The following is a 26,971-nucleotide window of genomic DNA, read 5'->3' as shown; positions in this document are numbered from 1 at the left end:
ATATCAGGAGATAACAATCCGGCCTGCCACCTCCCCTAAAAGATGCTTAGCTTTTATTATTGATTCTTTGTTCAGCCTGCTGACGTAAAGAATAATCACGCACTAATTCACCAATTGCCGCTTCATCGGATTTGGCCGCATAGCGGAATTCAGAATCTGAATAACGGTTAATTTCCTGAAGCACCATTTCAACGGTGATGGGTTGGCGTAATGCCTTCAACATTTCAAGTTTTTCATCGTAACTTTTGTGCAGGAATAATGCAGGATCTTCAAACCATTCATCGGGCATATCAAAGTCCATTGAACGTACTTTAACTGCATCGGTAATATTCTTAACTGCACGTCCTGTGAAACGCGGCTCTGCTTGTTGAATCGCTTTTAAATAGCGGCCTATTTTCGCCATATCATCCAATTTACCAATCTGCTCTACGGTCGTAGCGTAAACATCTTTCAACCGAGGCTCTTCAGGAAAATTATGCTTTTCGTAGCCGACTTTAACGGCCGCTTTAATTTCCTGGGTTATAAATAACTCGATATCACCCGTTGGAATATCATGATTATTCCCCAACAATAAAGATAATATATCAACAAAATCTTCATAGGTTTGTGGGCCATCAATTAAGAAACGAGAGCCAGCACGTTGACGAAGTGCGTCGTCGACATTTTCTGGGAAATTACTAAATAGACCAAAACTACAGTTACCTAAGATACGGGTATTGGCACCGGCGAAACTTTCCATAAGGACTGCCGTTACTTCTTGTTGGCCAGAACTCGACTGTTTATCACCACGCTTACCAGCAACCTGATCGATATCATCAATCGTACCGAAACCAATCACTTTAGGGTTGGTAATACTTTTAATGAAATCCTTTGCATTACGCCCCGACGTTCCCTGATAGCTACTAATTCTATCAGGTCCAAAATTCTCATAATAAAACGGATAATTAGCGACCTGACAATAGTCATTCAGCAAACCCGCCATCATTTTTATAACGGTAGTTTTACCGGTTCCAGGGTTACCATCACCAAGAAAAGTGAAGATAAAGCCCCCTAATTCGGCAAACGGATTAAGTTGACGTTCAAAGTCATAACACATCATCATACGTGCTAAACGCATCGCTTGATGTTTGGCAATCGCATTACCAACCACTTGATGAGGTTTAACGAAATCCATATCTACTTTAGCTTTTGTTAAACTATTAGGACGTTCAAAACCACTTACTTCAAAACCATCTTGCTTAATTTCATAGGTAAAACTTTCAAATACGCCAAGCCCTAACAGCCCTTCGCGACGCATAGAAATTTCATCCATAATTTTATTAAAGAAACTAACTACAATGCCAATAAGTGCTTTATCATCTTGGACATAATTGTCGATATTCGTATCGAGTTCAAACAATACTGATTTAATGCTATCTAGCGGTGACTTAGTAACGAACCACTGAATATCATCACTTTCTTGTTGCCCCTGCTCTAGAGCATCTGCAAGTTGTTGTACCATAAATGAAGCAAGTGTATGCGCCGTAATCGCCGCACGGGTTTCATTCAATGCATTGAACTTTGACAGCTCTTCTTGGCCAAGACGATTTGCACGTTTTGCTTCCAATAAACGGCCAAATTCAGATTGTTTTTCAAACCGTTCTGCAATCGCACTGGCAATAGAAATGCCACGTAAAAGTGATGCCATAACTTGATGCTGGGTAATAGAGGCAATTGGATTAGCTTCATCAATACCTTGGATGGTATTCATTATTTGAACACGTTTGCTTTTCGTCGATGCACCTGCGCCCGATACACCTGAATTATAACCACGCTGAGAAGGTGGAAGATCTTTGTCGGCATTAAAACTAAATGAAAAAGATTCGAGGGTAGCATGTGCATTCACATAGTTTTTTTGAATATCACTTTCTTTGATTTCAAAACTATTTTTATTCATTTTATTACTCTTTTCTTATAGATAAACGACTTCACCGCGCGGGTCAACAACGTATTTATTAAACTCATTGAGGGGGTTATTCTCAGAATCAACCAATGATTGATAAGCTTCATAGGGAATAATCATGCTACGTTCAATATCAGAAGCACCAGCTTCAAAGGCTTCATGATGTTGTGCATCAACATAAAATACCTCCTGTTGCTGCCCACCTCCGAAGAAGCCTTTTTTAATCTGGCGTGAAGATTTAGATAGCAATGACTCAACGCTCCAGGCGAATACCCAATTGTTATTCGGGTTAGTAACGTTTGCTAATACAGATTCAATAAAGCCATTATGTTTAGTGACGCCATTTTTATAGACCGGTCCAACGTGAACCCGTTTCAAGCTTTTGGGGTGCACGGAAGCAAATTGATTATCAAAGTGATGAGCAATCACCAGCAGTTTTAACGCTGAGCTACTTTCACCTATAATTTGTGCGCAGAAAGTATCATAAAAAACTTTATCGTCGGTTAACTCGCCACCACCACTGTATTCAAAAATCATAATATAAATATTGGGAATATTTTTCTTCACATCGAAGACGGCCCAATGACATAGGTAAGTTGGATTACTATTATTAGCGCCTTTCACTTTAAAAAATTGAGGCTTCATAACCGCTTTAAATAGATCGTTTTGCACTAACATTTGATAGTACCGACGCATTGCCAAGTCATATTGCAGTTCTTGATTAATTGCTTTTTTAGACATTGCAAAATCTAAAATGCTTTCTCTGATTTCCTGCTTGGTAGGTAAATTATCCAGAAATTCATTGGCACGGGCTTTATCCGCCATCATCTCTTCAATTTCCTTTTCCATCGGAAACCCTGAATCAACACTATCGATATAAAGCATTGAACGCTGACGGTGATTCATTACTCCATTAAAGTAATATTTTGCCTGTAAAGCGCGCATTGTATTTTCAAGTTTATCGATATATTCAAATACGACTTTATCTTCAGCCGCACTGTATTTGTTCTCGGCTTTCTGTTTGCTTATTTTTTTGAGTATTTGAACAATGAGGCAGAATTGATCGAAATAATCGCGTGTTTCCTGATTATCTTCCATTTCTACGTATTCAGTATTATCTGTCATGTTAAACCATTTGCAAAAACGACAAGCATTACTCAGTTAGTAGGTCTTTATTGCGATTAATAACATACAAAAAGACCCATATACGCAGGTAATGCTTTTAAAAAGAAAGGCTTTATTTGCTGTAATCAGCAGAATCGTGTCTATCGAGAGCTTCACCAAATCGACGTTTAAAACGTTCATTTGCAGATTGTTGACGCGCAGAAATTTTACCGAGATCTTGCATATCGGTTAAATGATTTTCTAACATATCAGCCAGGCGATTTGAGGCACCTGAACCAATTTGAGCGATTCCAATCATAGTTGCTTTATCAACTTTGGTACCAATTTCATTAAGTTGATGCGCCGTTTCCTGTTGTTGAGCCGTTTTTAATGATACTTCATATTGTTTATATAAAACGACACGTTGAGCAGTGTCCGTTTTCAACTTTTCAATTAATACTTGTTGTGCAGTACGTTGTTCACCTAAAGAACGAACATGTACTTTGTTTTGCTCGATGTAACTTTCAAGTGTTTGGCTATTTGCTAATAATGTTGCTTGTTCATTTTTGAAGTTTTGTAATTCACGATCTTTTTCAGCTAATTGATCTTCCAATTTAGTACGCGCAGCTGGATTAGTTTCGTTATCGATTTGGCTTTCTAAATCCATGATAATCGGATCAAGCTCATTCATTTTCGCTTTAACTTGTTCAAGATCTTCAACGGCAGTTTGGCGAATTTGAATAGTTTTCTCAAGATTTTCATTACCTTTGGTTAATTCAACGCTAAGGTGCTGATACTGTTCTTGAAGGACCGTTAAGATACCTTCGGATTGAATAATTAAATCATTCAGGTTGGAAGAAATATCTGATTCGGAAATACGCTTACTGCGCATCTCTTCTGATTTTTTACTTGAAAAAACGCCAACAAATGATTCAAAACCAGTTTTGTTACGCATCAATGAAAAGTTTTGATTGATGCCAACGGTTGTGTCGTCTAGCGCAGCGATCATATTTGCGATATTGGCATTTAATGCATCACTATGAGCTTGAACTTCAGACAACTTAGCATTTTCTAAATCAACATCTAAATCAATATCAGTTGCAGATAAAGCCTGTTGAATACGGCTTTGGTCAAGCGTTTGATTTGCATTCTTTTCTAAATCACGTTGCTTTTTTACTTTAGTTTTGATGTCTTCAACTTGCGTGTTTTGATCCCACATTTAATAAAACTCCATGTTGTTAGGGATGACTGTTCCTTAGTGTTAATACCACTCAAAATACTATATTTTACTCAACAAAAAATAGTCATACCAAATGATTTTCTGGCTCGGTAATGACGCATAAAATTGAATATCAACATAATTATTCAGAATAAGCCTAATAAATAATCAGACCAATGATAATAATAAGAAAGATTAGGTTTCCTAATAGGTTACGAATTAATTTTTGATTATTCTATACTATTTTATGACATTATTAATAACTATTTATTTGATCAAATATAGATTACTTAATTTTTACTCAATTTATTATCCCATTGAATTTATAGGTGAATTTTAAATAAAGAAAAGTAAGGCAAGTATCTTTAGATACAAAAAAACCGCGCAGCCTAAACTGAGCGGTTTATTAATTAATTAAGGAGATTTATTAGACGCTATCGGGTCCAACACGTACAACTAATTTACCGAAGTTTTTACCTTCCAATAACCCCATAAAGGCCGTTGGTGCATTTTCTAGTTCCTCGACCATTTGCTCTTTATATTTAACTTGCCCCGTGCGTACCCACTCGCCCATTTGTTGACTAAATTCACCATATTGAGAACCGTAATCATCAAATACAATAAACCCTTGTACTTTGATGCGTTTAACTAATAAACGCCCCATTAATGCCGAAGTGCGATCCGGTCCTGAAGGGAGCTCAGTAGCATTGTATTGAGAAATTAATCCGCACAGAGGAATACGTGCTTGGGTATTAAGTAACGGTAAAACCGCATCAAATACTTTACCGCCAACGTTTTCAAAGTAAACATCAATACCGTCTACACAGACTTTTGCTAATTCTTCCGCTAGATTGTCTTGGTAATGGTCTAAACAATAATCAAAGCCTAACACTTCGACTGCGTATTTACATTTTTCAGGCCCCCCTGCAATACCAACGACTTTACAACCTTTAATTTTTGCGACTTGCCCAACGGTACTACCCACTCCCCCCGTTGCAGCGGCAACAACAACTGTTTCACCCGCTTTCGGCTGACCGATGTCGAGTAATCCCATATAACCGGTGAAACCAGGCATACCTAAAATGCCCAGTGCATAGGAGTGATTGGACATGGATTCAGGTAATTTGATTAATCCAGTACCGTCACTCACGGTGTAATCTTGCCAACCGGCAAAAGAAACCACCCAATCACCGACTTGAAAGTCTGCATTCATGGATTGCTCAACGCGACATACCGCGCCACCAACCATCGGCTCACCGAGTGCAACGGGTGCAGCATAGGATTCAGCATCACTCATGCGACCACGCATATATGGGTCGAGTGACAGAAATACGGTACGTAATAAAACTTCGCCCTGACCTGCTTGTGGTTTATCACTTTCAACAAGGGTAAAGTTATTTGTACTTGGTGCCCCTACGGGACGAGAGGCTAATAGTATCTGACGATTTATTTGTGTTGATTGGGACATAACGCTTCCTCTATTTTTTTGTTAAAAGTCAGTTACATATTTTCAAATAAAATATGTAACTAAATAAATTAAAGTGCGGTATTTAAAATTTCACGACTCACAGCTAATGTCGTCGTTTGATTTTCACCCAATGCAACCATCCCATGAGCTTCAAGTTTTTCAATAAGCAGATCAATATCTTTTTCACCTAAATCAACATCAGACAGACGCACTGGCATTGCCATACGTTTAAAGAAATCTTCTGTTAATTCAATACCTTTATCAATTTTTTGCTCATCTGAACCTTCGCTAACATGCCATACACGTTGTGCAAATTGAAGCAGTTTATCGTGTTTTGCTTCTTTACATACTTTCATCACAGCGGGTAAAACAATCGATAATGTACGACCATGATCAATGCCATGCGTACCTGTTAATTCATGGCCAATCATATGTGTAGACCAATCTTGGGGTACACCTGCACCAATTAGCCCATTTAATGCCATGGTTGCAGACCACATAATATTCGCACGTACTTCTAGGTCATTTTTATGTTCAGGTTGCAGTGCTTTAGGGCCTTCTTCAACTAATGTTTGTAGTAAACCTTCAGCGAATCGATCCTGCACTTTACCATTCACACTGTAAGTTAAGTACTGTTCCATGGTGTGAATAAACGCATCAACCACACCATTACTGATCTGACGGTCAGAAAGAGATAAAGTCACAGCAGGATCAAGTACCGCAAATTGTGGGCGAACGACGGGACTCATAAACGGTAATTTATTACCATCGCGAGTAACCACTGCGCCGATATTAGTTTCGCTGCCAGTTGCAGGTAAAGTTAACACCGCACCGATAGGTAATGCACGTTTAACCGCTTGTTGTTTAGCAACTATATCCCATGGATCATCGCCTTCAAACAATGCCGCAGCAGCAATAAATTTTGTACCATCGATAACAGAACCACCACCAACAGCCAATAAATAATCGATGTTATGTTCTTTAATAATCGCAATTGCTTTCATTAAGGTATCGTATTTTGGATTTGGCTCAATGCCAGAAAACTCAAACCAAGTATGTTCTTTCAACGCGTCAACCACTTGATCGTAAACGCCATTACCTTTAATTGAACCACCGCCATAGGTAATTAATACTTTTGCATCTTTTGGTACTTCGCCGGCAATTTTTGCTATTTGGCCTTCACCAAAATGAATACGAGTTTGGTTTTCAAAACTAAAATTCAACATATTGTTTTTCCTTTATTATTTTTATTTGATTAGGGTTTTAAGTAATTTTTGTGCAACAAGCTCTGAACTTGCTGGGTTTTGTCCAGAAATAATCAATCCATCTTGCACCGCAAAAGCATGCCAATCGTCAACTTTCTGATATTCTGCGCCACGTTTTATGAGTTCGTCTTCTAATAAAAATGGGACCACATTAGTTAACTGCACAGCTTCTTCTTCTGCATTTGAAAAGCCTGCAATGGCCTTTCCTTTAACGATATATTCGCCAGCATTATCTTTAACATTAAGTAAAGCAGCCGTTGCATGGCAAACCGTTGCCACTGTCTTGTTCGCATCTAAAAAGCGATTAATTAAGGAAATTGAATCACTGCTTTCGGCTAAATCCCATAATGGGCCATGTCCACCTGGATAAAATACGGCATCGTAATCAGCTTCATTAATGTCAGACAACAATTTAGTTTGCGATAAAAGTGCCTGAGTTTCACTATCTGCATCAAAGCGTTTCGTTGCTTCGGTTTGAAAATCAGCTAATTCACTTTTAGGATCGATAGGAGGTTGTCCTCCAGCAGGAGACGTTAATGTGATACTAATACCTGCATCTTTTAACAGATAATAAGGAGCGGCAAATTCTTCAACCCAAAAACCTGTTTTTTGACCGGTATCACCCAGTAGGTCATGCGATGTTAAAACCATTAATACTTGTTTTGTACTCATTTTGAACTCTCCATTAGCTATTGATGAAACTCAGTATATGCTTATTTAAAAATTATACTATGCAGATAAAATAAACTTCATTAGTCAAATAATTGATACAATAGTTTTTTAATTAGGGGGAATTAATGGATATTTCATTTGAACAACTCAAAAGTATGGTTGTGTTTGCACAGGTGGTTGAGCAAGGGAGTTTAACGGCTGCGGCTAAACACATCGGTTTATCACGTGCAGTGGTTAGCTACCATATCAAAAAATTAGAATCACACCTTGCCATTAAATTACTAAATCGCTCAACACGGTCTATCTCTCTTACTGAAGCAGGAGAACAATATTATCAACGTTGTCGGATTATTGCTGAACAAGCTTCTGCCGCTAATCAACAAATTGAAAATTTAAAAAGTGAGCCCGAAGGATTACTCAAGATAACCTGCCCTGTTAATGTTGGTTTACAAACCATTGTGCCTGCGTTAAACGAATTCCATAAGCTCTATCCAAAAATTGAATTAGATGTCATGTTATCCGATGAAGTGGTTAATATTATGAAGGAAGGTATTGACCTTGCTATTCGTGGTGCAGCTTTAACCGATTCTGGCCTGCAAGCAAGCAAACTCTCTACCTTACAAACCTGTTTATGTGGCGCACCGGAATATTTTCAAAAACGCGGATATCCCAAAACCCCTGCAGATTTAAGTAAACATGACTGGGTTATTTATAAATTAACCGCAAATGTACTCGAATTGAAAAAAGGGAAACGATCCTTTAGTGTTAAGGTAAAAGGTGTTATCAGTACTAATAATGCAGCCGCCCGCACAGCTTTTATAGAAGGAGGTCATGGCATAGCACGTATTCCAACCTATGATGCCAGACCTAAAATTAAAGCGGGTAAATTAGAATCCGTGCTTAATGACTATCAGTTAAGTGATATCGATGTCTTTGGTGTTTTCCCACCAGGCGCTGCAAACTCAAAAAAACTACGTTTATTAATTGATTACCTAAAAATCTATTTTAAAAAGCAGCAAGTTCCTGCAAACTAACCAGACTATTATGACAAATAAAATGAGACTCTATGAAATTATTTATTAAGCCGTTACTTTCCACGCTATTTATTTTGTTATTTATCAGCGCCTGTAGTGAAGCAGAGGTTCCTCAAGAAGGAAAGCAGTACAGTAAATTGCCTGCCCCACTGAACAATGAACTACTATCACCTATTACTGAAGTTTTTTCATTAACCTGTAGTCATTGTCGAAATATGGAAAAACATATTCCCGAAATTAGCAAAGCAGCCGGTACAGATATTGGTAAGCTACATACAACCTTTAATAAAGCAGCCGACAGTATGGCACACCTATATTACGCAGCTGAAATTCAATTAAAAAAAGCACCCGATCCAGAATTTATGGAATCACTATTTGCCGCAATTAGATTGCCAAAAGTAAAACAAAAACAACAAGCAATTGAAGCCGCTTTTGCCTCTCATCATTTAGTTAACCCCTATAAAATGAGTGTATTTCTTAATAAGAAATTAGCAGAAAAAATTAACAAAGTGCGCCAATTAAGTAGAAATTCGGGGGTTAAATCAGTGCCAGCATTTATCGTTAATGGCCGCTATAAAATATTACTTGAGGGGCATAAAAGCTCAGAAGAAATCGGTAATACAATGAAATATTTACTGGCATTGTAGGCTATTATCATTTCGTTCTTTGCCACAATGGCAAATGTTGCCGCAAAGAACGAATATAAATTATTTATCGATTGTTTCAATAATCGCTTAAATCAAATTGATCGTCCGATAAAATACCTAATTCAACGACGCGCGTCGCTATCTCGTTCACTTCCTCTAAATTAAAACAATCGAGTAAAAAATTATACTCAGTAGGCTCTAAGTTTACTTGTTCGGTTTTAGGATAAGCATTTAATAATGCAGCAGAAAAAAGATAATCGACCGCATTTAAGACTTGATTGTTACCAGGTACAGACGAAAATAAATGATAATGTTGTAAAGGTAACTTCCAATGATTAAGTAAAATAGGTAATAACTTCATATTACTTTTATTAGCAGCCTCGGAAATAAACCGTTCGTCATAAAAACTCTCGCCCTGCCCCTGCGTATTAAAGTCCGTTAAAATAGCTAAACGACCGGTGTGGAGTAATACCGACAGCATTAGCAAATCGGATAAGTCAATTTTCTTTACTGCTGGATTGCCGGTTAAACGATGCAGAGAATACAGTTTTGTTGCTTCCTGCGCTAGACTCCAACTCAATTGCCAATTTTGTCGCAACAAAGAAACAATACTGTCGGATACATTTTCTAACTCATGGCACTTTTGTAAAGCGAAGGTTAATGCATATTGACTTACTTGATACATCCCCAGTCGACGGATCACATTGGCGATATTTTGACAGGGCTCTTTGCCTGCACTGTATAGAGCTGAATTAGCTAGTTTAAGGATATACGCAGCAAATGCTGGCTCTTTTACAATAGCGAGCTCTATATCGTATATATCAGTATTCTGTTGAGAGCATAGCCGTCTTAATGATAGTAAATTCTCAGGCAAGGAAAGTAACCCGCCCTGCGCATCATCACGAGCAAGTTGAGCAGAAATTCGTGCAATTAAAGTTGAGTAACGCATGATATTTATCCTGACAGACTATGTTAATATTTTTTAGAACGCATAAAAAAACCCTTTAGCAAATAAGTTTATCACTAAAGGGTTTATCAATTTATACTAATTTAAATCATAAGCTTAGAGAGCAAATACCGGCTCAATATATTGAACTGGAGATTCACTTACGGGCTCTTCGAATGTCACCATTTCCCAAGCTTCTTGATCTGCTAGCAATGCGCATAATAATTGGTTATTAAGTGCATGGCCTGTTTTAAAGGCTTTTAAATGCCCTAAAATAGTAAAACCAGACAGATATAAATCACCAATCGCATCGAGTACTTTATGTTTAACGAATTCGTCTTCGTAGCGTAACCCTTCTGGGTTTAATACTCTAAATTCATCTAAACCTATCGCATTATCTAAACTTGCACCTAGTGCCAAATTATTCGCCTGTAGCTGTTCAACACCTTTCATAAAACCAAAGGTTCTTGCTCGGCTAATTTCTTTAACGAATAATTCACCAGAGAAATCCATTTCAACGTGTTGATTTTGACCTTCAAATACAGGATGGTCGAAATCAATACGGAAGTCTAAACTAAACCCTGATTTTGAAGGTTGTAATTCAGCCCATTTGCCTTCTTTTTCATCTTCTACACGTACTGTCTTTTTAATTCGGATGAATTTTTTAGCAACATTAAGCTCTTCAATACCTGCTGATTGTAATAGGAAAATAAATGGACTTGCACTACCGTCCATAATTGGAATTTCCGGTGCATCAACATCAATGATGATATTGTCAATGCCTAAACCAGCTAATGCAGCTGAAAGATGCTCTACAGTAGAGATCTTCTGGCCTTCTTCGTTGACCAGACAAGTACATAAAAGTGTTTCTTGTACCGCTTCAGCATGCGCTTTAAAAGTAACTACAGGATCTAAATCGATGCGACGATAAACAATACCTGTATTTGCTGCAGCAGGATGTAACTCTATCGTTACTTTATTACCTGAATGTAAGCCAATACCAGTTGATTTTACGCTTTTCTTTAGTGTTCTTTGTTTAATCATCATCGCCACCTATATTTATGTCTATGAATTATACCAGTTTGCGACCTATATCACAAACTGGTCACATTTCATTAATATTAATCGGCTTGTTTACGTAAAAAAGCAGGGATATCTAAATAACTTCCCTCTGACTCTACAGCAGCTTCGCTTTGCTCTTTCGCAGCGGCTGTCTCTTTCACTTCAACCTGCACTTCTTTTGTAGCAGTATTTATGCCAGTTTCATTCGGCAACATTGATTTTTTAGCTGCACTTAACTCAGATTTACGTTCACCCAAGCCTGTTACAATAACTGTCACGTGTAATTCACCAGTATCAATTAATGGATCAACTGTCACACCGATAATGATTTGAGAATCGTCAGAAGCAAATTCTTTCAATGCATCACCAACGGTTTCATATTCATCCCAAGTAAAGTCAATACCGGAAACAATATGTACTAATACGCCACGTGCATTAGAAAGGTCAACATCTTCAAGTAATGGACAAGAAATAGCCTGTTCTACAGCTTCTTCAGAACGATCATCACCCGATGCGATACCAATACCCATCACAGCATTTGTACCCGCTTCTGTCATTACCGTTTTAACATCGGCGAAGTCAATATTAATTGTACTTTCTTCATTATTAATAATAGCTGAGAAACCTGAAACAGCATCATATAAAACGCCATTTGCGGCTTCTAGTGCCCCAAGAAATGACACCCCTTTAGGCAATGACTTCTGTAATTTATCGTTAGGAATAATTAGCAGTGAGTCAATATGTTCAGACAAACGAGCAACACCTTGGTTTGCATAGTTAATGCGTTTTTTCCCTTCAAAAAATGAAGGCTTAGACACAACACCAATGGTTAGCGCCCCTAGCTCATTAGCAACTTCAGCAACAACTGGAGATGCACCCGTTCCTGTTCCACCGCCCATACCAGCAGCTATAAATACTACATCGGCACCTTCAAGCAATTCTTTAATTTTATCTTTATCTTCTAATGCTGATTTATAGCCAATTTCAGGATTTGCCCCAGCACCAAGACCATTTGTAATAGATGATCCAAGTTGTAAACGCACATCAGCTTTTGATGAACGTAGTGCCTGTGCATCCGTATTCATGGCAATGAATTGAGCGCCAGTTAGACCTTGTGCAATCATATAATTGATTGCATTACCACCGCCGCCACCGACGCCGACTACTTTAATAACGGCCTGTTGAGTGTGTTCTTCGTCAACTATTTCAAACATTTGTTCTTTTTCCACTTTATTAAAATTATCAGACATTGCATATCTCCACCCTCAAAAGGGATCTCATACCAACTAATATTCTTTTTTAATCCAGCTTTTTATCTTTTCTAAAAAGAGGGATAGACGATTTTCTTCTGCAACTTCTTGGTGTTCAATAAATGCATCATTTTTATAACGTAACAACCCTAACGCAGTTGAGTAAGCAGGCGATGAAATATCCTCTGCTAACCCCTGAATATTTTGTGGGTTGCCTATACGTACCGGCATATTATCAAATGTTATTTCTGCCACTTCGACTAATCCAGGTATTTGTGCACCACCACCTGTAATAACGAAGCCAGCTGCAAGTTGCTGTTGTAAACCTTCAACTTCAAACTCATGATGGAATTTGAATAATTCTTTTTTAACCATGGTTAATAATTCACTATAACGCGGTTCAATCACGTTCACTAAACGCTGTCGCTGTAAATTATGAGCTGGTCGCCCGCCTACATTCGGTAACTCAATGGTCTCTTTAGACTTGATATTATCACATTTTAAGCAACCGTATTTAACTTTCACCTTCTCTGCTGACGTAGGTGGCGCGCTAAATGCAATAGCAATATCATTTGTAACAGAATTACCAGCATAACCCAGTACCGAGCTGTAACGAAGCGCCCCACCAATGTAAACGGACAAATCCATCGTACCAGCCCCCATGTCGACAACACAAACACCAAGCTCTTTTTCATCTTCACTTAAAATAGCAGTACTTGAGGCAACACCAGAAAACGTTAGTTGGTCAATTGCAAGACCACAACGTTCAACTGCTTTCTCTAAATTTTTAACTAGATCACTATGACAGGTGATTAAATGTACATCAGCCTTCAGTTTTACACCGGATAAACCAATTGGATTATTAATATGTCCTTGAGAATCAACTGAATACTGTTGTGGAATCACGTGAAGTAGACGTTGATCATCTCGAATTTTTATAGAACGTGCATTATGTAATACGCTTTCAACATCAAAAGCGGTAACTTCACGATCGGTAATTGCCCACGTTCCCGATTCATTTAAGGAATGTATATGAGATCCAGAAACAGATAAATTAACCGATGAAATTTTACAATCTGCCATATCTTCGGCAAGTGCAACGGCTTTTGAGATAGCAATAACAACAGCATCTAAGTCGGTCACAGAGCCTTTATCGACTCCCTTTGATGGTACTTCACCAACACCAACAATATTAATGACGTCATTATCTAACTGCTCCCCAATAAGGAGAACAATTTTACTGCTGCCAATATCTAATCCAACTGTGTAATTACTTTCCATATTTAAAGTTCACCGTTTATATTTAGCGCCTAACCTGTCTATTTTGGTGCTTGACGTTTTACCTTCAAGTAATAGCACGGTTAAGTCAGACTTAATTAACTTCTAATTTTTTTCATTCCAACCAATTGCAAACCCGGTATCATAACGCAGATCAACATAGTTAATTGTTGAAATATCATACTTTTTTTCTATTAACGGATAGACACTTAAAAAACGTTGAATACGATCAAGTTTCTGCTCTTGACCTAAACGTAGTCCGATTCCATTTTCTAGTACAACGTCGGTGGATTGACGTTTATCACTTTTAAGTGATGCTATTTTAAAATTATTTACTTTTAATAGCTGCTTTATTTTTATATAAGTTTCTAACACATCATTAGTGGCATTATCTTCGCCATATAATGCAACAAGCGGAAACAATGCCGTACTCGGATCGGCATCAATAATTTCACCGAAACGATTTAATAATTTATTATCATTCCAAATAGCAACAATCGGTTGCTCTACAATATGTATCTTTAAAGTATCTGGCCAACGCTTTCGAATTGATGCCGAATAAACCCATGGTAATGCTTCAAGTTGCTCTTGTATTTGTGAAATTTCCAAAGTAAAGAAATTTAACTTATCTTTTTGTGCAATTAAAATAGCACGTACGGCATCCTCTGAAACATGTTCTTTATGCCCGGTTAAAATTAATGACGTCAGCGGCAAAGACTGTTCATTCGTTAGCCATTTATATAATTTAAAACCACCATACTGCAGGGTATAAATCACAGCTAGAAAAAACAGTAAACTAATCCACTTCCCCAGTTTTATCTGTTTCAATTTATCCCACATACAATTACAACGTTTGTTTTAATATTTGTAAAACAAGTTGGTCAAAATCATAACCCGCCTGTTTAGCTGCTTTTGGTACTAAACTTGTTTCTGTCATGCCCGGCACGGTATTCACTTCTAATAAATACCAATTGCCAGTTTGATCGAGCATTGCATCTATTCGTCCCCAACCACTACAACCGATCGCTTCAAATGCTTTTTCTGATAATTCATTCAATACAGTCAGCGCAGATTGTTCAAGGCCACAGGGGCAATAGTATTCAGTATCACCAGATTGGTACTTTGCCGCGTAATCATAAAATGTATGATTAGTTTGCATACGAATTGCCGGTAACACTTTTCCATTTAACATTGAAACCGTATATTCTTGTCCAGTAATCCAAGCTTCCAGTAAAACTTTATTGTCAAATTTAAAGGCATTAGATAAAGCATCTATAAGCTGTTCGGCATTTTCTACCTTTGCCACACCAATACTAGAACCTTCATTGACAGGTTTAACAATGGCTTTACCACTTAAAGACGCTAGTATATCTTTTGCTTGACGTTGATCAAAGTCATCTTTGATGATAATTTGATAATCAGCTGTAGGTAAATTGACACTTTGCCAAATTTGCTTAGTTTTTGACTTATCCATCGCAATCGCAGAACTCATCACGTCACTACCGGTAAAGGGAATATTCAATGTTGTTAAAAAACCTTGAATTGTACCGTCTTCGCCACCTCGTCCATGTAAAGCAATAAATACTCTATCTATACTTTTTTTCTGTAAATCAACTAAATCATCCACTTTAGGATCGATGGCAATAGCATTAACGCCTTGCCTTAATAATGCACTTAATATCGCGTTGCCCGAACGTAGCGAAACTTCACGCTCGGCGCTATTACCTCCGAATAGAACAGCAACACGACCAAAATCTTTCATCACTCAGTACCCGAAAGCGTCATTTTTTCAATATCTAATTTTAATTCAGCAAGGGTTTTTACTACCATACCGATATTACCTGCTCCCTGAGTTAACACTAAGTCGCCATCGGCAATCACTTTAGCAAGCGCCGCAGGTAATGCTTGAGGCGTAGCTACAAAAATAGGCTCTTTATCGCTATGCTGACGGATAGTACGACATAAAGAACGACTATCTGCACCTGGGATAGGCGCTTCTCCAGCTGGATACACATCTAATAAAAGTAATTGATCAACTTGTCCTAATACCTGTGCAAAATCATCATACAGATCACGTGTACGGGTATATCGGTGCGGTTGATATGCCATCACTAAACGGCGTTCAGGCCACCCTTCACGTGCCGCGTTAATCGTTGCCTGTACTTCCGTTGGATGGTGACCATAATCATCTACAAGTAATGCTTTACCGCGCCCAGTTTCAAATTCACCGTATTGTTCAAAACGACGTCCAATGCCTTCAAATTGAGTAAGTGCATCGAGAATAGATTGATCATCGATATCTTCTTCCATTGCAACGGCAATAGAGGCTGCTGCATTTAATGCATTATGTTTACCTGGGAGGTTTAACTGTATATTAAGATCTGTTTTACCTAAACGGTGGACCGTGAATTCAGAACGATTGATTTTTTGTTTAAAGTCAGAAATACGAATATCAGCTAATTCATGAAATCCATAGGTCACGCATTTACGCGCAAAGCGTGGAATCAATGATTCAACAACCGGATCATCGATACAAACAACCGCAGTACCGTAAAAAGGTAGATTTTGAATAAATTGAATAAATGTATCTTTTAATACTTCAAAATCGCCTTGATAAGTATCCATATGATCAGCTTCAATATTAGTGACCACTGACACCATCGGCTGAAGATGTAAAAAAGATGCATCGCTCTCGTCAGCTTCAGCAATTAAATAACGACCTTGTCCTAATTTTGCATTAGTACCTGCACTATTTAGTAGACCGCCAATAACAAAAGTGGGATCAAGTTCAGCTTCACCATAAATACTTGCAATTAAACTAGTCGTAGTGGTTTTACCATGCGTTCCAGCGACAGCTACACCGTGACGATAACGCATCAGTTCGGCTAACATTTCAGCACGACGAACAACTGGAATACGTGCTTCCTGTGCGGCTAATAACTCGGGATTTTCTACTGCAATCGCAGTGGATACAACCACTACCGATGCACCATTAATATTTTCGGCTTTATGACCAATAAACACATCAGCACCAATTGAACGTAAACGTCTAACCACTGCATTTTCGGCAATATCAGAGCCTGTTATTTTATAGCCTTCATTTGCCAGGACTTCTGCAATACCGCCCATCCCGGCTCCACCAATACCAACAAAGTGAATTTGTTTAACTCGGCGCATTTCCGGGATCATGGTGCGTATCTGTGCTAGTTCAATTTTTGTCATATAAGTCACTAATTCATTATTATTTTTTTAATTAAACACATTGATTACAAATAGAAGCAAAACGCTTCGTTGCATCAACAATTGCTGCCTGTTTACTGTTTAAAGACATCGTTTCAAGCAACGTTCTATTTTGACTGAATGTTTGTAAATAATCACTTAATTTATCTTCATTTAATTCATTTTGTGGGATCAACACAGCCGCTTCTTTTTCCAATAAATCCTGTGCATTTTTAGTTTGATGATCATCCACTGCATGCGGTAATGGAATAAATATTGCTGGCAAACCAACAACCGCCACTTCAGATACGGTTAAAGCGCCCGCTCGACAAATAATTAAATCTGCCCAACCATAGGCTGCATTCATGTCTTTTATAAAGGGCTGCACGTCGACATCGACATCCATCCCTTGATAAGCTTGTTTAAGATGTTGATCATTCCCCTTACCACTTTGGTGAATGACTTTAAGTTGTCCATGCTGAAAACGACTTACTACTGATGGTAATAGCTCATTTAATACACGTGCCCCTAAACTACCACCAATAATTAATAATTTAAGCGGTTCATCTTGCTCCGATATTTTTTTCTCGGGTAATTCAAGTAGAGACTGACGTACTGGATTACCAACCAAAATAGCCTTTTCACCATCAAAGGCACCTGAAAATCCCATTAATACTTTTTTTGAAAAACGCGCAAGAATTCGATTTGTCATTCCTGGAGCTGCATTTTGCTCGTGGAGAATAACCGGAATCCCCATTAACCATGCGGCAATCCCACCCGGTCCACTGGCAAATCCGCCCATGCCGATAACTAAGTCCACATGACGTTTTTTAAGCACCGCTCTCGCTTGAACAATAGATTTAATGATTTGAAATGGCGCCTTCAATAACCGTTTAATCCCATTACCACGCACGCCGGCAATATCAATAAAATCGATTTCATAACCATGTTCGGGTACAAGGTCTGCTTCCATACGATCGCGCGTACCCAACCAACTGACCTGCCACCCTTCAGCTTGTAATGTATCTGCCACAGCCAATCCAGGGAAAACATGTCCTCCGGTACCACCCGCCATCACTAATAACGTTTTATTTTGCTTCATTTTTTACTTCTTTTTTCGCTGTTCTTTTACTTCTGTGTTTGGGTCTCATCAACCGTACTTGTGCAGATGCTTGACGGGTTTCAAAGTCAATACGTAATAGCATCCCGATTGCTAAGGCAATTGCTAACATACTTGAACCACCGTAACTCACTAACGGCAAAGTTAATCCTTTAGTGGGGGCAATACCGGATGCGGCACCTATATTAACCGCAGTTTGAAAGGCAAACCAAATAGCGATGCCGACGGCAACATAACCAGGAAAGATTAATGATTGCTGCAAAGCTTTACGACCAATTGAAAATGCTTTATAAACCAGTATAAACTCCAACACAATCACTGTGGTTACGCCAATAAAACCAAGTTCTTCTGCAAGAATTGCCATAATAAAATCGGTATGTGCTTCCGGTAAATACTCTAATTTTTGTACAGAATTTCCTAATCCTTGTCCTATCCATCCACCACGGCCAAAGGCCATTAATGATTGAGTTAACTGATAACTTCGTCCGAAGGGATCTGCCCAAGGGTCTAAAAATCCAAATACCCGCGCCATTCGATACGGAGACGTTACAATCAAGGCAACAATAACGGCTAATAATGAAATACCAATACCAATAAAAGATATCAATTTGGCATCGGCTATAAACAGCATGCCCATCATGACGACAACAATAACAACGGTTGAGCCTAGATCGGGCTGCAGCATTAGTAAAAAAGCAAAAACAGACAGTATCACTAACGGCTTAATAAACCCTTTAATTGTATCAACCACTTCTTCTTGGCGTCTCACTAAATAACTCGCCAAAAACAAAATAATAGCGAGCTTTGAAAACTCAGAGGGCTGAACATTTAAAATGCCAAAACGTAACCAACGGTGCGATCCATTTACCTCGGTACCAATCACTAAGACCGCAATTAGCCCTACAAAGGCTAAAAACAATATTAACCCTTGCTGTGTATACCAACGTTTTATTGGCACACAGACCACCGCACCAATAAACCCTAAGCAAATGACCACATAAACTAAATGACGCTTAAGGAAACGAAATGGATCATCTGACATTGCAATTCCTTCCGGCATAGAAGCCGATGCAACAATCACGAGTCCAATAGACATTAATGCAAATACAATAACCAATAACTGACGATCATAGGGTTGATCGATAGGAGTTCCTTTAAATCTTTTTTTTAACCTATTCACTCACATCACCCGCTGAGCTTGCCGACTTTAATAACGACACTAACTGTCTTAGATGATCACCACGAGCCATAAAATTTGGATACATATCTAAACTAGCACAGGCAGGGGTTAAAATAGCCAAATCACCAGATACGGCCTGTGAAGCAATTAATTCAACAGCCTGGTCTAAATTTTCGACCTGTTTTGAACGTGGATCAACGGCAGCTATTTGCTTCCCATCTTTACCGAAACACACAATCAACCCCGTAATATGATTTAACACATCACTTAACTCAGTAAAATCTGCACCTTTTCCTTCACCACCTAAAATAACATGCACATTGCCACTAATTGTTTCTTGTAATCCCGTCAGTGCCGCTAACGTCGCACCAACATTGGTCGCTTTAGAGTCATTAATCCAACGAACTCCATTCACTTCATCAATAAACTCACAACGATGCGCTAAACCACCATATTGTTGTAATGTACGCAACATCGCCTGCTGTTCAATATTGACAGCATCACCCAATGCCAAAGCGGCTAACGCATTCATCCAATTATGCTTACCACTTAATTTCAATTGTTCAACGGGTAAAAGCACTTCGCCTTCTTTCGCTAAACAATTTCCCAATTGAGGATCTTCAATTAATCCGTATTGCAGTTGATCAAATCCAAAACTAAAACAAGCTGGTGCACTTAGTTCTGGATAAGTTAAAGGATCATCACGATTCACTAATGCCAGTTCACATTGTTGGTAAACACGTTGTTTAGATTGCGCATAGTGTTGAAAAGATCGATAACGATTCATATGATCTTCACTGACATTTAAAATCGTCGCAACCGTCGCATTAAGAGAATGAGTCGTTTCCAACTGAAAACTAGATAACTCAAGAATATACAAATCGAGATCTGGTGATAATAAATCCAAGGCTGGTACCCCAATATTACCGCCTACACCGACTTTAATAGAGGCCTCTTTAGCCATTTCACCAAGTAAACTAGTGACTGTCGTTTTACCATTCGATCCAGTGATTGCAACCAATTTAGCATGGCGATATGCCGGCGTTTTTAACTGTCTAGCAAACAGTTCAATGTCACCAATAATTTCACAGCCTTGTTCTGCTGCAAATTGTAATGCAGGTGTCGATAACGCAATACCTGGACTCGAAATAATTAATGGAAAAGTTGCCAGTACTTCAGCTGACAAGGTACCTTTAACAAGTGCAACATGTTTAGGTAATTGCTCACAACCTGGCGGATTATCTCGCGTATCAAAGACGGTCACTTGATGACCTTCTTTTAATAGATAATTAACGCAGGACAACCCAGTTAGCCCGAGTCCTAAAACAGCAACTTGCTCATTTAACATGATTAACGAACCTTCAGTGTAACTAAACCGATCAATACCATTACAATTGTGATAATCCAAAATCGCACGATAACACGTGGCTCTGGCCACCCTTTTTTCTCATAGTGATGATGAATAGGTGCCATTCGGAAAATACGTTGCTTACGTAACTTATATGACCCAACTTGCAGAATCACCGAAAGGGTTTCAACCACAAAAATACTGCCCATAATAACTAATAATATTTCCTGTCTAACTAAGACGGCAATAACCCCTAATAAAGCCCCTAATGCTAAGGAACCCACATCGCCCATAAAGACTTGTGCTGGGTAAGTATTAAACCATAGAAACCCAAGACCAGCTCCGACGATAGTACCGCAAATAATCACCAATTCACTGGCTTTAGGAATATACGGAATATATAAATAATGTGCGTAGTTAACGTGACTAGTTAGGTAAGCAATCAACGCAAATGCAGCGGCAACCATCACGGTTGGCATAATCGCTAAACCATCAAGGCCATCGGTTAAGTTAACTGCATTACTACTACCTACTACGGTAAAGTAAACAAGGGGAATAAATAATAAACCAAGATACGGCATATATTCTTTAAAGAATGGCATAACGAAGGTTAATTCGGCTTGTGTTGTCGCTGTATAATAAAGTATAAATGCAATCACTAATGCACTAACTGACTGCCAGAAATACTTCCAACGCGCGATTAATCCATCGGGATGCTTTCGGATAACTTTGAGGTAATCATCCATAAAACCAATGGCGCCAAATGACAAAGTCGTAAATAAAATAATCCACACGTAATGATTATCTAAACGCGCCCATAATAAAGTAGACAAAGTGACCGCGCCAAGGATCATTATCCCGCCCATAGTCGGAGTGCCCGCCTTGCTTAAGTGTGACTCTGGTCCATCATTACGAATGACTTGACCAATCTGCATCGTTTGTAAATAACGAATCAATTTTGGACCAACCCATAATGAAAACGCTAACGCCGTTAACGCTGCCATAATGGTTCGGACAGACAGGTAGGTCAGAACATTAAGAAATGAAAAGTGACTTGAAAATAATTCGGCTAGCCAAACAATCATCGGATTTTCCCTATTTTATAACTGGTTTTTTCCTAATTACAATTGCAACTGCTTGATATAAGCAACAATTTCTTCCATTTTAGCGCCGCGAGATCCCTTAACTAAGATGGTTACTATTTTATTGTTTTGTAATAATGTATTTTGTAAATGGTCAATCAACTGCACTTTAGTCGCAAAATGTAATGATTCACCTGAGTTTTCTTGTTTAAAGGCTAATGATGTTTGTTTAGTTAATTCTCCAACGGTGAGCAGTCGTTCGATACCCTGCAGTGCAGCATATTTTCCAATTGCTTGATGTTCTTGTTCACTGTGCAAACCAAGTTCAGCCATATCGCCTAAAATCAATAGGCGTGAACCTGTATATTGAGCGAGCAAATCAATCGCAGCTTTCACTGAGGCCGAGTTAGCATTGTAAGTATCATCAATAACAGTCAGTAAATCATTAATATGCTCGCAGTTAACACGCCCAGCAACAGGTTCAACAGAATCCAATCCTGCTTTTATAATTGCTAATCCACAGCCAAGTGAAATAGCCATCGATGCAGCAGCTAATGCATTACTGATATTATGTTTACCCGGTAAATTTAAATGAATATCAGCAGTTTGATGAGACTGCTGATCACTTAAATTCAACGTGAAAATTGCTTTTCCAAGAGAATCAAAACGAATATCAGTCGGATAGATATTTGCTTGTTCACTAGGCTGCTGCGAAAAGGTCAGTATATTAACATTTAACTGTTTTAATTCATGTAAAAATTGCGTTGCAAAATCACTATCAAGATTCACGACTGCGGTACCACCCGATTTGATATTTCGCCAAATCTCTCCCTTCGCCTTCGCAACACCTTCAATTGAGCCAAACCCCTCTAAATGAGCAGGCATAACATTATTAATTAATGCCACATCAGGTTGGGCAAGACGCGATGTGTAATCTATTTCACCGATATGATTTGCACCTAACTCAACGACAGCAAATTTATTTTCATGGGTTAATCGTAATAGTGTTAATGGCAAACCAATATCATTATTAAAATTACCAGCCGTTGATAAGACTCCATTTTTAACCTGAGTTTGATAACGTAAAATATGACTTAATAATTCTTTTGTAGTGGTTTTACCATTGCTGCCCGTTATTGCAGCACATTTTAAATCTTTTATTTGTTGTTTAACAAAAGCGCCTAATTGACCTAAACCAATACGCGTATCATCCACCAATACATAGGGTAAGTTTGTCTCAACTTTTTGATGAACTAATAAGCTAACAGCCCCACTATTTTCAACCTGTTTAATAAATTGGTGCGCATCAAATTTTTCGCCCTGTAATGCAATGAACAAACAATCTGAGTCTATTTTTCGACTATCGGTAGACACACTTTTGATCGTGATAGATGATTGATTTGCATTAATTACTTCACCGCCAGTCGCTGTTGCTATTTCAGTCAAAGTCAACGGGATCATAAACAAGCCTCTTTATCTTTTTTATTATATTGCGCTTGCAATGTTGTTAATAATTCACGATCACTATAATGGATACGTGTTTCGCCGATAATTTGATAATCTTCGTGTCCTTTCCCCGCTAATAAAATAATATCCCCGGGTTGGCAGGTTGCTAATAAATGCATCACGGCTTCTTTGCGATCATTAATTTTGACCACTGCATCAGGACGTTTAAAACCAACCAAAATATCCTGCATAATAGCCTCCGCAGACTCAGTCCGTGGATTATCGTCAACTAGGACAACCATTTCAGCAAATAATTCAGCAATAATAGCCATTTCTGGTCGTTTACCTTTATCTCTATCGCCACCACAACCAAAAGCACAAATTACACGCCCTTTATCTTTGTGTTTTTGCAAAGCAGATAAGGCTTTTTCTAAGGCATCTGGCGTATGCGCATAATCGACTACAAAGGTAATATCAGCATCATCGAAATGATATTGTTCCATACGTCCCGGAACGCAAGTTAATTGAGGAAAAATATCGGTGAGTTGTTGCGTTGAAATACCTTCTAGTAATAATTGTGTCGCCACTGCAGCAAGATTATATACATTAAAATCACCGTAAAAAGGTGCACTAATATCACCCGCTCCCCAGCTAGAGTCAAAGGAAAAGAGAATTCCTTTTGCTTGGTAAGCTATATGGTTAATTTGTAAAAAAGTACTTGCCTGTTGTTGCGCATTTTGGCCATATACAACCGCATCGGGAAATTCTTTTATCCAATCAATACCGGTCTCGTCGTCTCCATTAATGATACGATGATTTAACGGAAACTCTTTAAACAAACGTTTTTTAGCATCGGCATAGCACGCCATGGTGCCATGATAATCTAGATGGTCTCGACTAAGATTAGTAAAAATAGCGCTATGAAAAGGTAATGCTTTAACACGGCCTTGGCTTAAGCCATGTGAAGAAACTTCCATCACCGTATAATCGACCTGATGCTGAATTTGATAATCAAATAATTCAGAGAAAACTGAAATACCATCTAACGTTGTATTAAGACTACTTTTTAACTGACCAAAGACACCATTTCCAATGGTCCCCATTTGTGCGCATCGTTTACCTAATAAAGTAAAACAATTGGCTAACAAGGTCGCAATCGTGGTTTTACCATTAGTACCAGTAACCGCAATAACTTTATGGAGATCATGATGAGGGAAATAAAAGGCATAAGCTAAAGCACTTAAAATCGTCGATAATTGATAAAACTCGATAATCGGTACATTACCTTTATAAGTAATAGCCCCATGTTGTGATTCAATGGTTGTTTCCGATAAAACCGCTACAGCACCTTGACTAATTGCTTTATCAATAAAAATTCGACCATCTAATAAAGCGCCCTGTAAGGCAACAAATAAATCTCCTTCGACTATTTGACGACTATCTAAATTAATCCCTGTTAGATTAACTTCCTTAATATCAACTACTAACCAAGTGGTTAGTAGTTGTTGTAATGAGGTCGATAGTAAAGGAGTGGCCATTATTAATTGGACTCCAATAAGGTATAACGTTCGTTTTCATCATCGGGCATCACATGGCTCAACAATAAACTGCTTTTCATAACGGCCGAGAAGACAGGAGCAGCAACATCACCTGCATAATAACGATCTCCTTGAGGTTCATTAATCATCACCGCAATAGCAAATCGAGGGTTAGTAATTGGCGCAAGTCCTGCAAATACAGCAACATAATCATCGCCATATCCACCCGCTTCCGCTTTACGCGAGGTTCCTGTTTTACCCGCGATGCGATAACCTTCTACTTTCGCTTTTGGTGCAGTCCCGCCTTTCTCGCTCACGCCTTCCATCATATCAACGACCTCATAGGCCACATTTTTAGGAATAACTTGGCGTCCCGGCAGTGGTTTATTATTTTTCAAAATAGAAAGAGGATATTCAACCCCACCGCTTCCTAATATTGCATAGGCTTTTGCCAATTGTAATGTCGTTGTCGTAATCCCATAACCAAAGGACATTGTTGCTAACTCAAAATCAGACCAACGATGGCGAATCGGCATACGCCCTACACTTTCGCCAGTTAGTGCAATACCGGTATCATTACCAAATCCAAAATTAGCAAAAGTTTGCTGCAATTGTTCTGGTTTCAGACGTAACGCTAATTTACTAACACCAATATTACTGGATTTTTTTAGGATCATGGCAAGATCAATTTTGCCTAAATTGTGTCCATCACGTACTCGACGCCCACCTAATGTCATCCAACCAGGTGAAGTATCAATCACTTCATCGACATCGGTTTTTTTATAAATTAATGCGCTTGAAACCACTAACGGCTTAACCGTTGAACCAGGCTCAAAGGTATCAGTAATCGCACGATTTCTTAATTTATAAGGTTGATATTGAGTACGATCATTCGGATTAAATGAAGGATAGTTGGCCATCGCATAGATCTCACCAGTATTGACATCCAATACAACAACGGATCCCGAAGTGGCATCGTTCATTTTCACGGCACGTTTTAGTTGGCTATAGGCGACGGCTTGAATACGTTGATCAATACTTAACTGCAGATTTCCTGCTGCTTTCTTTTCTTTAAGCACTTCAACATTATCAATAACATTACCTAACCTATCTTTACGGACTGTTTTCTTACCCGTTTGTCCCTGCAGATAGTTGTTATAGCTTTTCTCAATACCTTCGATACCTTGAGAATCAAGATCGGTTAAACCAAGAATATTCGCATTGATTTCTCCCGTCGGATAATAACGATGGGATTCAAGTTGTTTAGCAATGCCCGGTAGTTTTAATTCTTTAATATAATCAACAATCGATGGATTTACTTGTCGCTTTAAATACGCAAAACGACTATTTGGCTTTTTAATAATATCAACTAAATTTTCAATAGGAATATCTAGCACTTCAGACAATGCTGACCATTTTTTAGATTTATAAAAAGACAGCTTAGTATACTGTTCTTTACCGGTACGTTTATTTACTTCTAAGCTATCGGTCAGCTCCTGATCAGAAAAAGCAAAGGTTTGCTTCACTATTTTAGGATCAACCCAAATAGCATAGGCTGGTACACTAATAGCCAGTTCTTCACCATTACGATCAGAGATATTACCGCGATGAGCAACCGATTCAGTAACACGCAGGCTTCGCTTATCCGCTTCCCCAGATAAATACTCAGGTTCAATGATTTGCAAATAAGCTAATCGACTGATCAGTAATCCACCAATCAGCAAAATCGTTAACGACACAAAAACATAACGCCACTGAGAAAAATTCCGATAAACCTTTTTCTTTTTGATCTGCGAACTCTTTCTAGAGTTACTTAAATTCCGTTTCATTTTTTTCATGGAAGTTCCACTAGTACACTATTCTTTGCTGTCGGCTGTGACATCGACAACTGTTTAGTTGCAATACGTCTTATTCGACTATGTTCATCGAGCGTATTTTCTTCTATTAATAAATTACGTATTTCAATCGATAAATTATCTTTCAATTGAGATAAATGTTCTTTTTTAGTAACCAATTCACGGGTTTGATGGGTGATATAAATATTAAATACCGCACTCAATAAAATAATCAGTACCAACAACACTGAAAATGCGTTGCGACGTAAATCCCCGATAATTAAAAGCAATAAATGGTCAGGTTGATTAGCCAATT

The 26,971-nt window shown here is 38.4% G+C and carries 23 protein-coding genes; 2 read left to right on the top strand and 21 right to left on the bottom strand.

The annotated features are described in order from the left end of the window. Nucleotides 1-46: 46 nt before the first annotated feature. From ACR30L_RS06775 to ACR30L_RS06750, 6 genes are all read right to left on the bottom strand, one after another. Nucleotides 47-1,936 (bottom strand): ATP-binding protein, encoded by a 1,890-nt coding sequence (locus ACR30L_RS06775; RefSeq protein WP_435237268.1) that lies wholly within the window; start codon nt 1,934-1,936, stop codon nt 47-49. Nucleotides 1,937-1,951: 15 nt separating this feature from the next. Further along, entirely contained in the window at nt 1,952-3,067 is a 1,116-nt protein-coding gene (locus ACR30L_RS06770) for a hypothetical protein (RefSeq protein ID WP_435237267.1), read from the bottom strand. 112 nt (nt 3,068-3,179) lie between these two features. Beyond that, on the bottom strand, nt 3,180-4,265 hold the full coding sequence (locus tag ACR30L_RS06765; protein WP_435237266.1) for a hypothetical protein: 1,086 nt from the start codon (nt 4,263-4,265) through the stop codon (nt 3,180-3,182). Nucleotides 4,266-4,692: 427 nt separating this feature from the next. Continuing rightward, nucleotides 4,693-5,733 (bottom strand): NADP-dependent oxidoreductase, encoded by a 1,041-nt coding sequence (locus tag ACR30L_RS06760; protein ID WP_435237265.1) that lies wholly within the window; start codon nt 5,731-5,733, stop codon nt 4,693-4,695. 68 nt (nt 5,734-5,801) lie between these two features. Further along, a complete protein-coding gene (locus ACR30L_RS06755; RefSeq protein WP_435237264.1) occupies nt 5,802-6,959 on the bottom strand; it encodes an iron-containing alcohol dehydrogenase in 1,158 nt (385 codons plus the stop codon). A 21-nt stretch (nt 6,960-6,980) separates the two neighbouring features. Continuing rightward, nucleotides 6,981-7,670 (bottom strand): type 1 glutamine amidotransferase domain-containing protein, encoded by a 690-nt coding sequence (locus tag ACR30L_RS06750; RefSeq protein WP_435237263.1) that lies wholly within the window; start codon nt 7,668-7,670, stop codon nt 6,981-6,983. A gap of 125 nt (nt 7,671-7,795) precedes the next feature. Between ACR30L_RS06750 and ACR30L_RS06745 the strand changes: the two genes are divergently transcribed. Then, complete coding sequence (locus ACR30L_RS06745; RefSeq protein ID WP_435237262.1) at nt 7,796-8,704, top strand: LysR family transcriptional regulator; 909 nt, start codon at nt 7,796-7,798, stop codon at nt 8,702-8,704. 32 nt (nt 8,705-8,736) lie between these two features. After that, nucleotides 8,737-9,351 (top strand): thioredoxin domain-containing protein, encoded by a 615-nt coding sequence (locus tag ACR30L_RS06740; RefSeq protein ID WP_435237261.1) that lies wholly within the window; start codon nt 8,737-8,739, stop codon nt 9,349-9,351. Between the two features lie 76 nt (nt 9,352-9,427). Here the strand turns inward: ACR30L_RS06740 and ACR30L_RS06735 are convergent, their stop codons facing one another. The 15 genes from ACR30L_RS06735 to ftsL all read right to left on the bottom strand — a co-directional run bounded on the left by ACR30L_RS06735 (nt 9,428) and on the right by ftsL (nt 26,969). After that, nucleotides 9,428-10,300: an HDOD domain-containing protein gene (locus tag ACR30L_RS06735; RefSeq protein WP_435237260.1), complete on the bottom strand. Its 873-nt coding sequence runs from the start codon at nt 10,298-10,300 to the stop codon at nt 9,428-9,430. Nucleotides 10,301-10,414: 114 nt separating this feature from the next. Next, entirely contained in the window at nt 10,415-11,341 is a 927-nt protein-coding gene (gene lpxC, locus ACR30L_RS06730; protein ID WP_435237884.1) for a UDP-3-O-acyl-N-acetylglucosamine deacetylase, read from the bottom strand. Between the two features lie 77 nt (nt 11,342-11,418). Next, entirely contained in the window at nt 11,419-12,609 is a 1,191-nt protein-coding gene (ftsZ, locus tag ACR30L_RS06725; RefSeq protein ID WP_435237259.1) for a cell division protein FtsZ, read from the bottom strand. A gap of 36 nt (nt 12,610-12,645) precedes the next feature. Beyond that, nucleotides 12,646-13,890 carry a cell division protein FtsA gene (ftsA, locus tag ACR30L_RS06720; protein WP_435237258.1) on the bottom strand — a complete coding sequence of 415 codons (1,245 nt, stop codon included), beginning with the start codon at nt 13,888-13,890 and terminating at the stop codon, nt 12,646-12,648. Nucleotides 13,891-13,992: 102 nt separating this feature from the next. Beyond that, nucleotides 13,993-14,727, bottom strand: a complete 735-nt coding sequence (locus tag ACR30L_RS06715; RefSeq protein ID WP_435237257.1) for a cell division protein FtsQ/DivIB — start codon at nt 14,725-14,727, stop codon at nt 13,993-13,995. A 4-nt stretch (nt 14,728-14,731) separates the two neighbouring features. Further along, the gene (locus ACR30L_RS06710; RefSeq protein ID WP_435237256.1) at nt 14,732-15,649 is read right to left on the bottom strand and encodes a D-alanine--D-alanine ligase; all 918 of its coding nucleotides are present in this window, start codon (nt 15,647-15,649) and stop codon (nt 14,732-14,734) included. Further along, entirely contained in the window at nt 15,649-17,109 is a 1,461-nt protein-coding gene (murC, locus tag ACR30L_RS06705; protein WP_435237255.1) for a UDP-N-acetylmuramate--L-alanine ligase, read from the bottom strand. Before murC ends, ACR30L_RS06710 begins: the two co-directional genes overlap by 1 nt. A 31-nt stretch (nt 17,110-17,140) precedes the next feature. Then, entirely contained in the window at nt 17,141-18,208 is a 1,068-nt protein-coding gene (murG, locus tag ACR30L_RS06700) for an undecaprenyldiphospho-muramoylpentapeptide beta-N-acetylglucosaminyltransferase (RefSeq protein WP_435237254.1), read from the bottom strand. Continuing rightward, entirely contained in the window at nt 18,195-19,406 is a 1,212-nt protein-coding gene (ftsW, locus tag ACR30L_RS06695) for a putative lipid II flippase FtsW (RefSeq protein WP_435237253.1), read from the bottom strand. Before ftsW ends, murG begins: the two co-directional genes overlap by 14 nt. Continuing rightward, complete coding sequence (gene murD / locus ACR30L_RS06690) at nt 19,399-20,754, bottom strand: UDP-N-acetylmuramoyl-L-alanine--D-glutamate ligase (RefSeq protein ID WP_435237252.1); 1,356 nt, start codon at nt 20,752-20,754, stop codon at nt 19,399-19,401. The genes ftsW and murD overlap by 8 nt, the downstream gene beginning before the upstream one ends. A 2-nt stretch (nt 20,755-20,756) precedes the next feature. Then, nucleotides 20,757-21,839 carry a phospho-N-acetylmuramoyl-pentapeptide-transferase gene (gene mraY, locus ACR30L_RS06685; RefSeq protein ID WP_435237251.1) on the bottom strand — a complete coding sequence of 361 codons (1,083 nt, stop codon included), beginning with the start codon at nt 21,837-21,839 and terminating at the stop codon, nt 20,757-20,759. Nucleotides 21,840-21,875: 36 nt separating this feature from the next. Further along, the gene (locus tag ACR30L_RS06680; protein ID WP_435237250.1) at nt 21,876-23,297 is read right to left on the bottom strand and encodes a UDP-N-acetylmuramoyl-tripeptide--D-alanyl-D-alanine ligase; all 1,422 of its coding nucleotides are present in this window, start codon (nt 23,295-23,297) and stop codon (nt 21,876-21,878) included. After that, nucleotides 23,294-24,820 carry a UDP-N-acetylmuramoyl-L-alanyl-D-glutamate--2,6-diaminopimelate ligase gene (gene murE, locus ACR30L_RS06675; protein WP_435237249.1) on the bottom strand — a complete coding sequence of 509 codons (1,527 nt, stop codon included), beginning with the start codon at nt 24,818-24,820 and terminating at the stop codon, nt 23,294-23,296. The genes ACR30L_RS06680 and murE overlap by 4 nt, the downstream gene beginning before the upstream one ends. Nucleotides 24,821-24,822: 2 nt before the next feature. Then, a complete protein-coding gene (locus ACR30L_RS06670) occupies nt 24,823-26,658 on the bottom strand; it encodes a peptidoglycan D,D-transpeptidase FtsI family protein (RefSeq protein WP_435237248.1) in 1,836 nt (611 codons plus the stop codon). Further along, nucleotides 26,655-26,969 (bottom strand): cell division protein FtsL, encoded by a 315-nt coding sequence (gene ftsL, locus ACR30L_RS06665; protein ID WP_435237247.1) that lies wholly within the window; start codon nt 26,967-26,969, stop codon nt 26,655-26,657. Before ftsL ends, ACR30L_RS06670 begins: the two co-directional genes overlap by 4 nt. Nucleotides 26,970-26,971: the final 2 nt, after the last annotated feature.

Origin of the sequence: Psychromonas saccharinae (assembly GCF_051201515.1) — a bacterium.
GTDB lineage: Bacteria > Pseudomonadota > Gammaproteobacteria > Enterobacterales > Psychromonadaceae > Psychromonas.
The sequence above is the reverse complement of the archived record's forward strand: the minus strand, read 5'-3'. Positions and strand labels throughout refer to the sequence as shown.

Bases quoted from the DNA above. Each gene is read 5' to 3' on its own strand.
- ACR30L_RS06775 (WP_435237268.1), bottom strand. From the start codon at position 1,936: ATGAATAAAAATAGTTTTGAAATCAAAGAAAGTGATATTCAAAAAAAC.
- ACR30L_RS06770 (WP_435237267.1), bottom strand. From the start codon at position 3,067: ATGACAGATAATACTGAATACGTAGAAATGGAAGATAATCAGGAAACA.
- ACR30L_RS06765 (WP_435237266.1), bottom strand. From the start codon at position 4,265: ATGTGGGATCAAAACACGCAAGTTGAAGACATCAAAACTAAAGTAAAA.
- ACR30L_RS06760 (WP_435237265.1), bottom strand. From the start codon at position 5,733: ATGTCCCAATCAACACAAATAAATCGTCAGATACTATTAGCCTCTCGT.
- ACR30L_RS06755 (WP_435237264.1), bottom strand. From the start codon at position 6,959: ATGTTGAATTTTAGTTTTGAAAACCAAACTCGTATTCATTTTGGTGAA.
- ACR30L_RS06750 (WP_435237263.1), bottom strand. From the start codon at position 7,670: ATGAGTACAAAACAAGTATTAATGGTTTTAACATCGCATGACCTACTG.
- ACR30L_RS06745 (WP_435237262.1), top strand. From the start codon at position 7,796: ATGGATATTTCATTTGAACAACTCAAAAGTATGGTTGTGTTTGCACAG.
- ACR30L_RS06740 (WP_435237261.1), top strand. From the start codon at position 8,737: ATGAAATTATTTATTAAGCCGTTACTTTCCACGCTATTTATTTTGTTA.
- ACR30L_RS06735 (WP_435237260.1), bottom strand. From the start codon at position 10,300: ATGCGTTACTCAACTTTAATTGCACGAATTTCTGCTCAACTTGCTCGT.
- lpxC (WP_435237884.1), bottom strand. From the start codon at position 11,341: ATGATTAAACAAAGAACACTAAAGAAAAGCGTAAAATCAACTGGTATT.
- ftsZ (WP_435237259.1), bottom strand. From the start codon at position 12,609: ATGTCTGATAATTTTAATAAAGTGGAAAAAGAACAAATGTTTGAAATA.
- ftsA (WP_435237258.1), bottom strand. From the start codon at position 13,890: ATGGAAAGTAATTACACAGTTGGATTAGATATTGGCAGCAGTAAAATT.
- ACR30L_RS06715 (WP_435237257.1), bottom strand. From the start codon at position 14,727: ATGTGGGATAAATTGAAACAGATAAAACTGGGGAAGTGGATTAGTTTA.
- ACR30L_RS06710 (WP_435237256.1), bottom strand. From the start codon at position 15,649: ATGAAAGATTTTGGTCGTGTTGCTGTTCTATTCGGAGGTAATAGCGCC.
- murC (WP_435237255.1), bottom strand. From the start codon at position 17,109: ATGACAAAAATTGAACTAGCACAGATACGCACCATGATCCCGGAAATG.
- murG (WP_435237254.1), bottom strand. From the start codon at position 18,208: ATGAAGCAAAATAAAACGTTATTAGTGATGGCGGGTGGTACCGGAGGA.
- murD (WP_435237252.1), bottom strand. From the start codon at position 20,754: ATGTTAAATGAGCAAGTTGCTGTTTTAGGACTCGGGCTAACTGGGTTG.
- mraY (WP_435237251.1), bottom strand. From the start codon at position 21,839: ATGATTGTTTGGCTAGCCGAATTATTTTCAAGTCACTTTTCATTTCTT.
- ACR30L_RS06680 (WP_435237250.1), bottom strand. From the start codon at position 23,297: ATGATCCCGTTGACTTTGACTGAAATAGCAACAGCGACTGGCGGTGAA.
- murE (WP_435237249.1), bottom strand. From the start codon at position 24,820: ATGGCCACTCCTTTACTATCGACCTCATTACAACAACTACTAACCACT.
- ACR30L_RS06670 (WP_435237248.1), bottom strand. From the start codon at position 26,658: ATGAAAAAAATGAAACGGAATTTAAGTAACTCTAGAAAGAGTTCGCAG.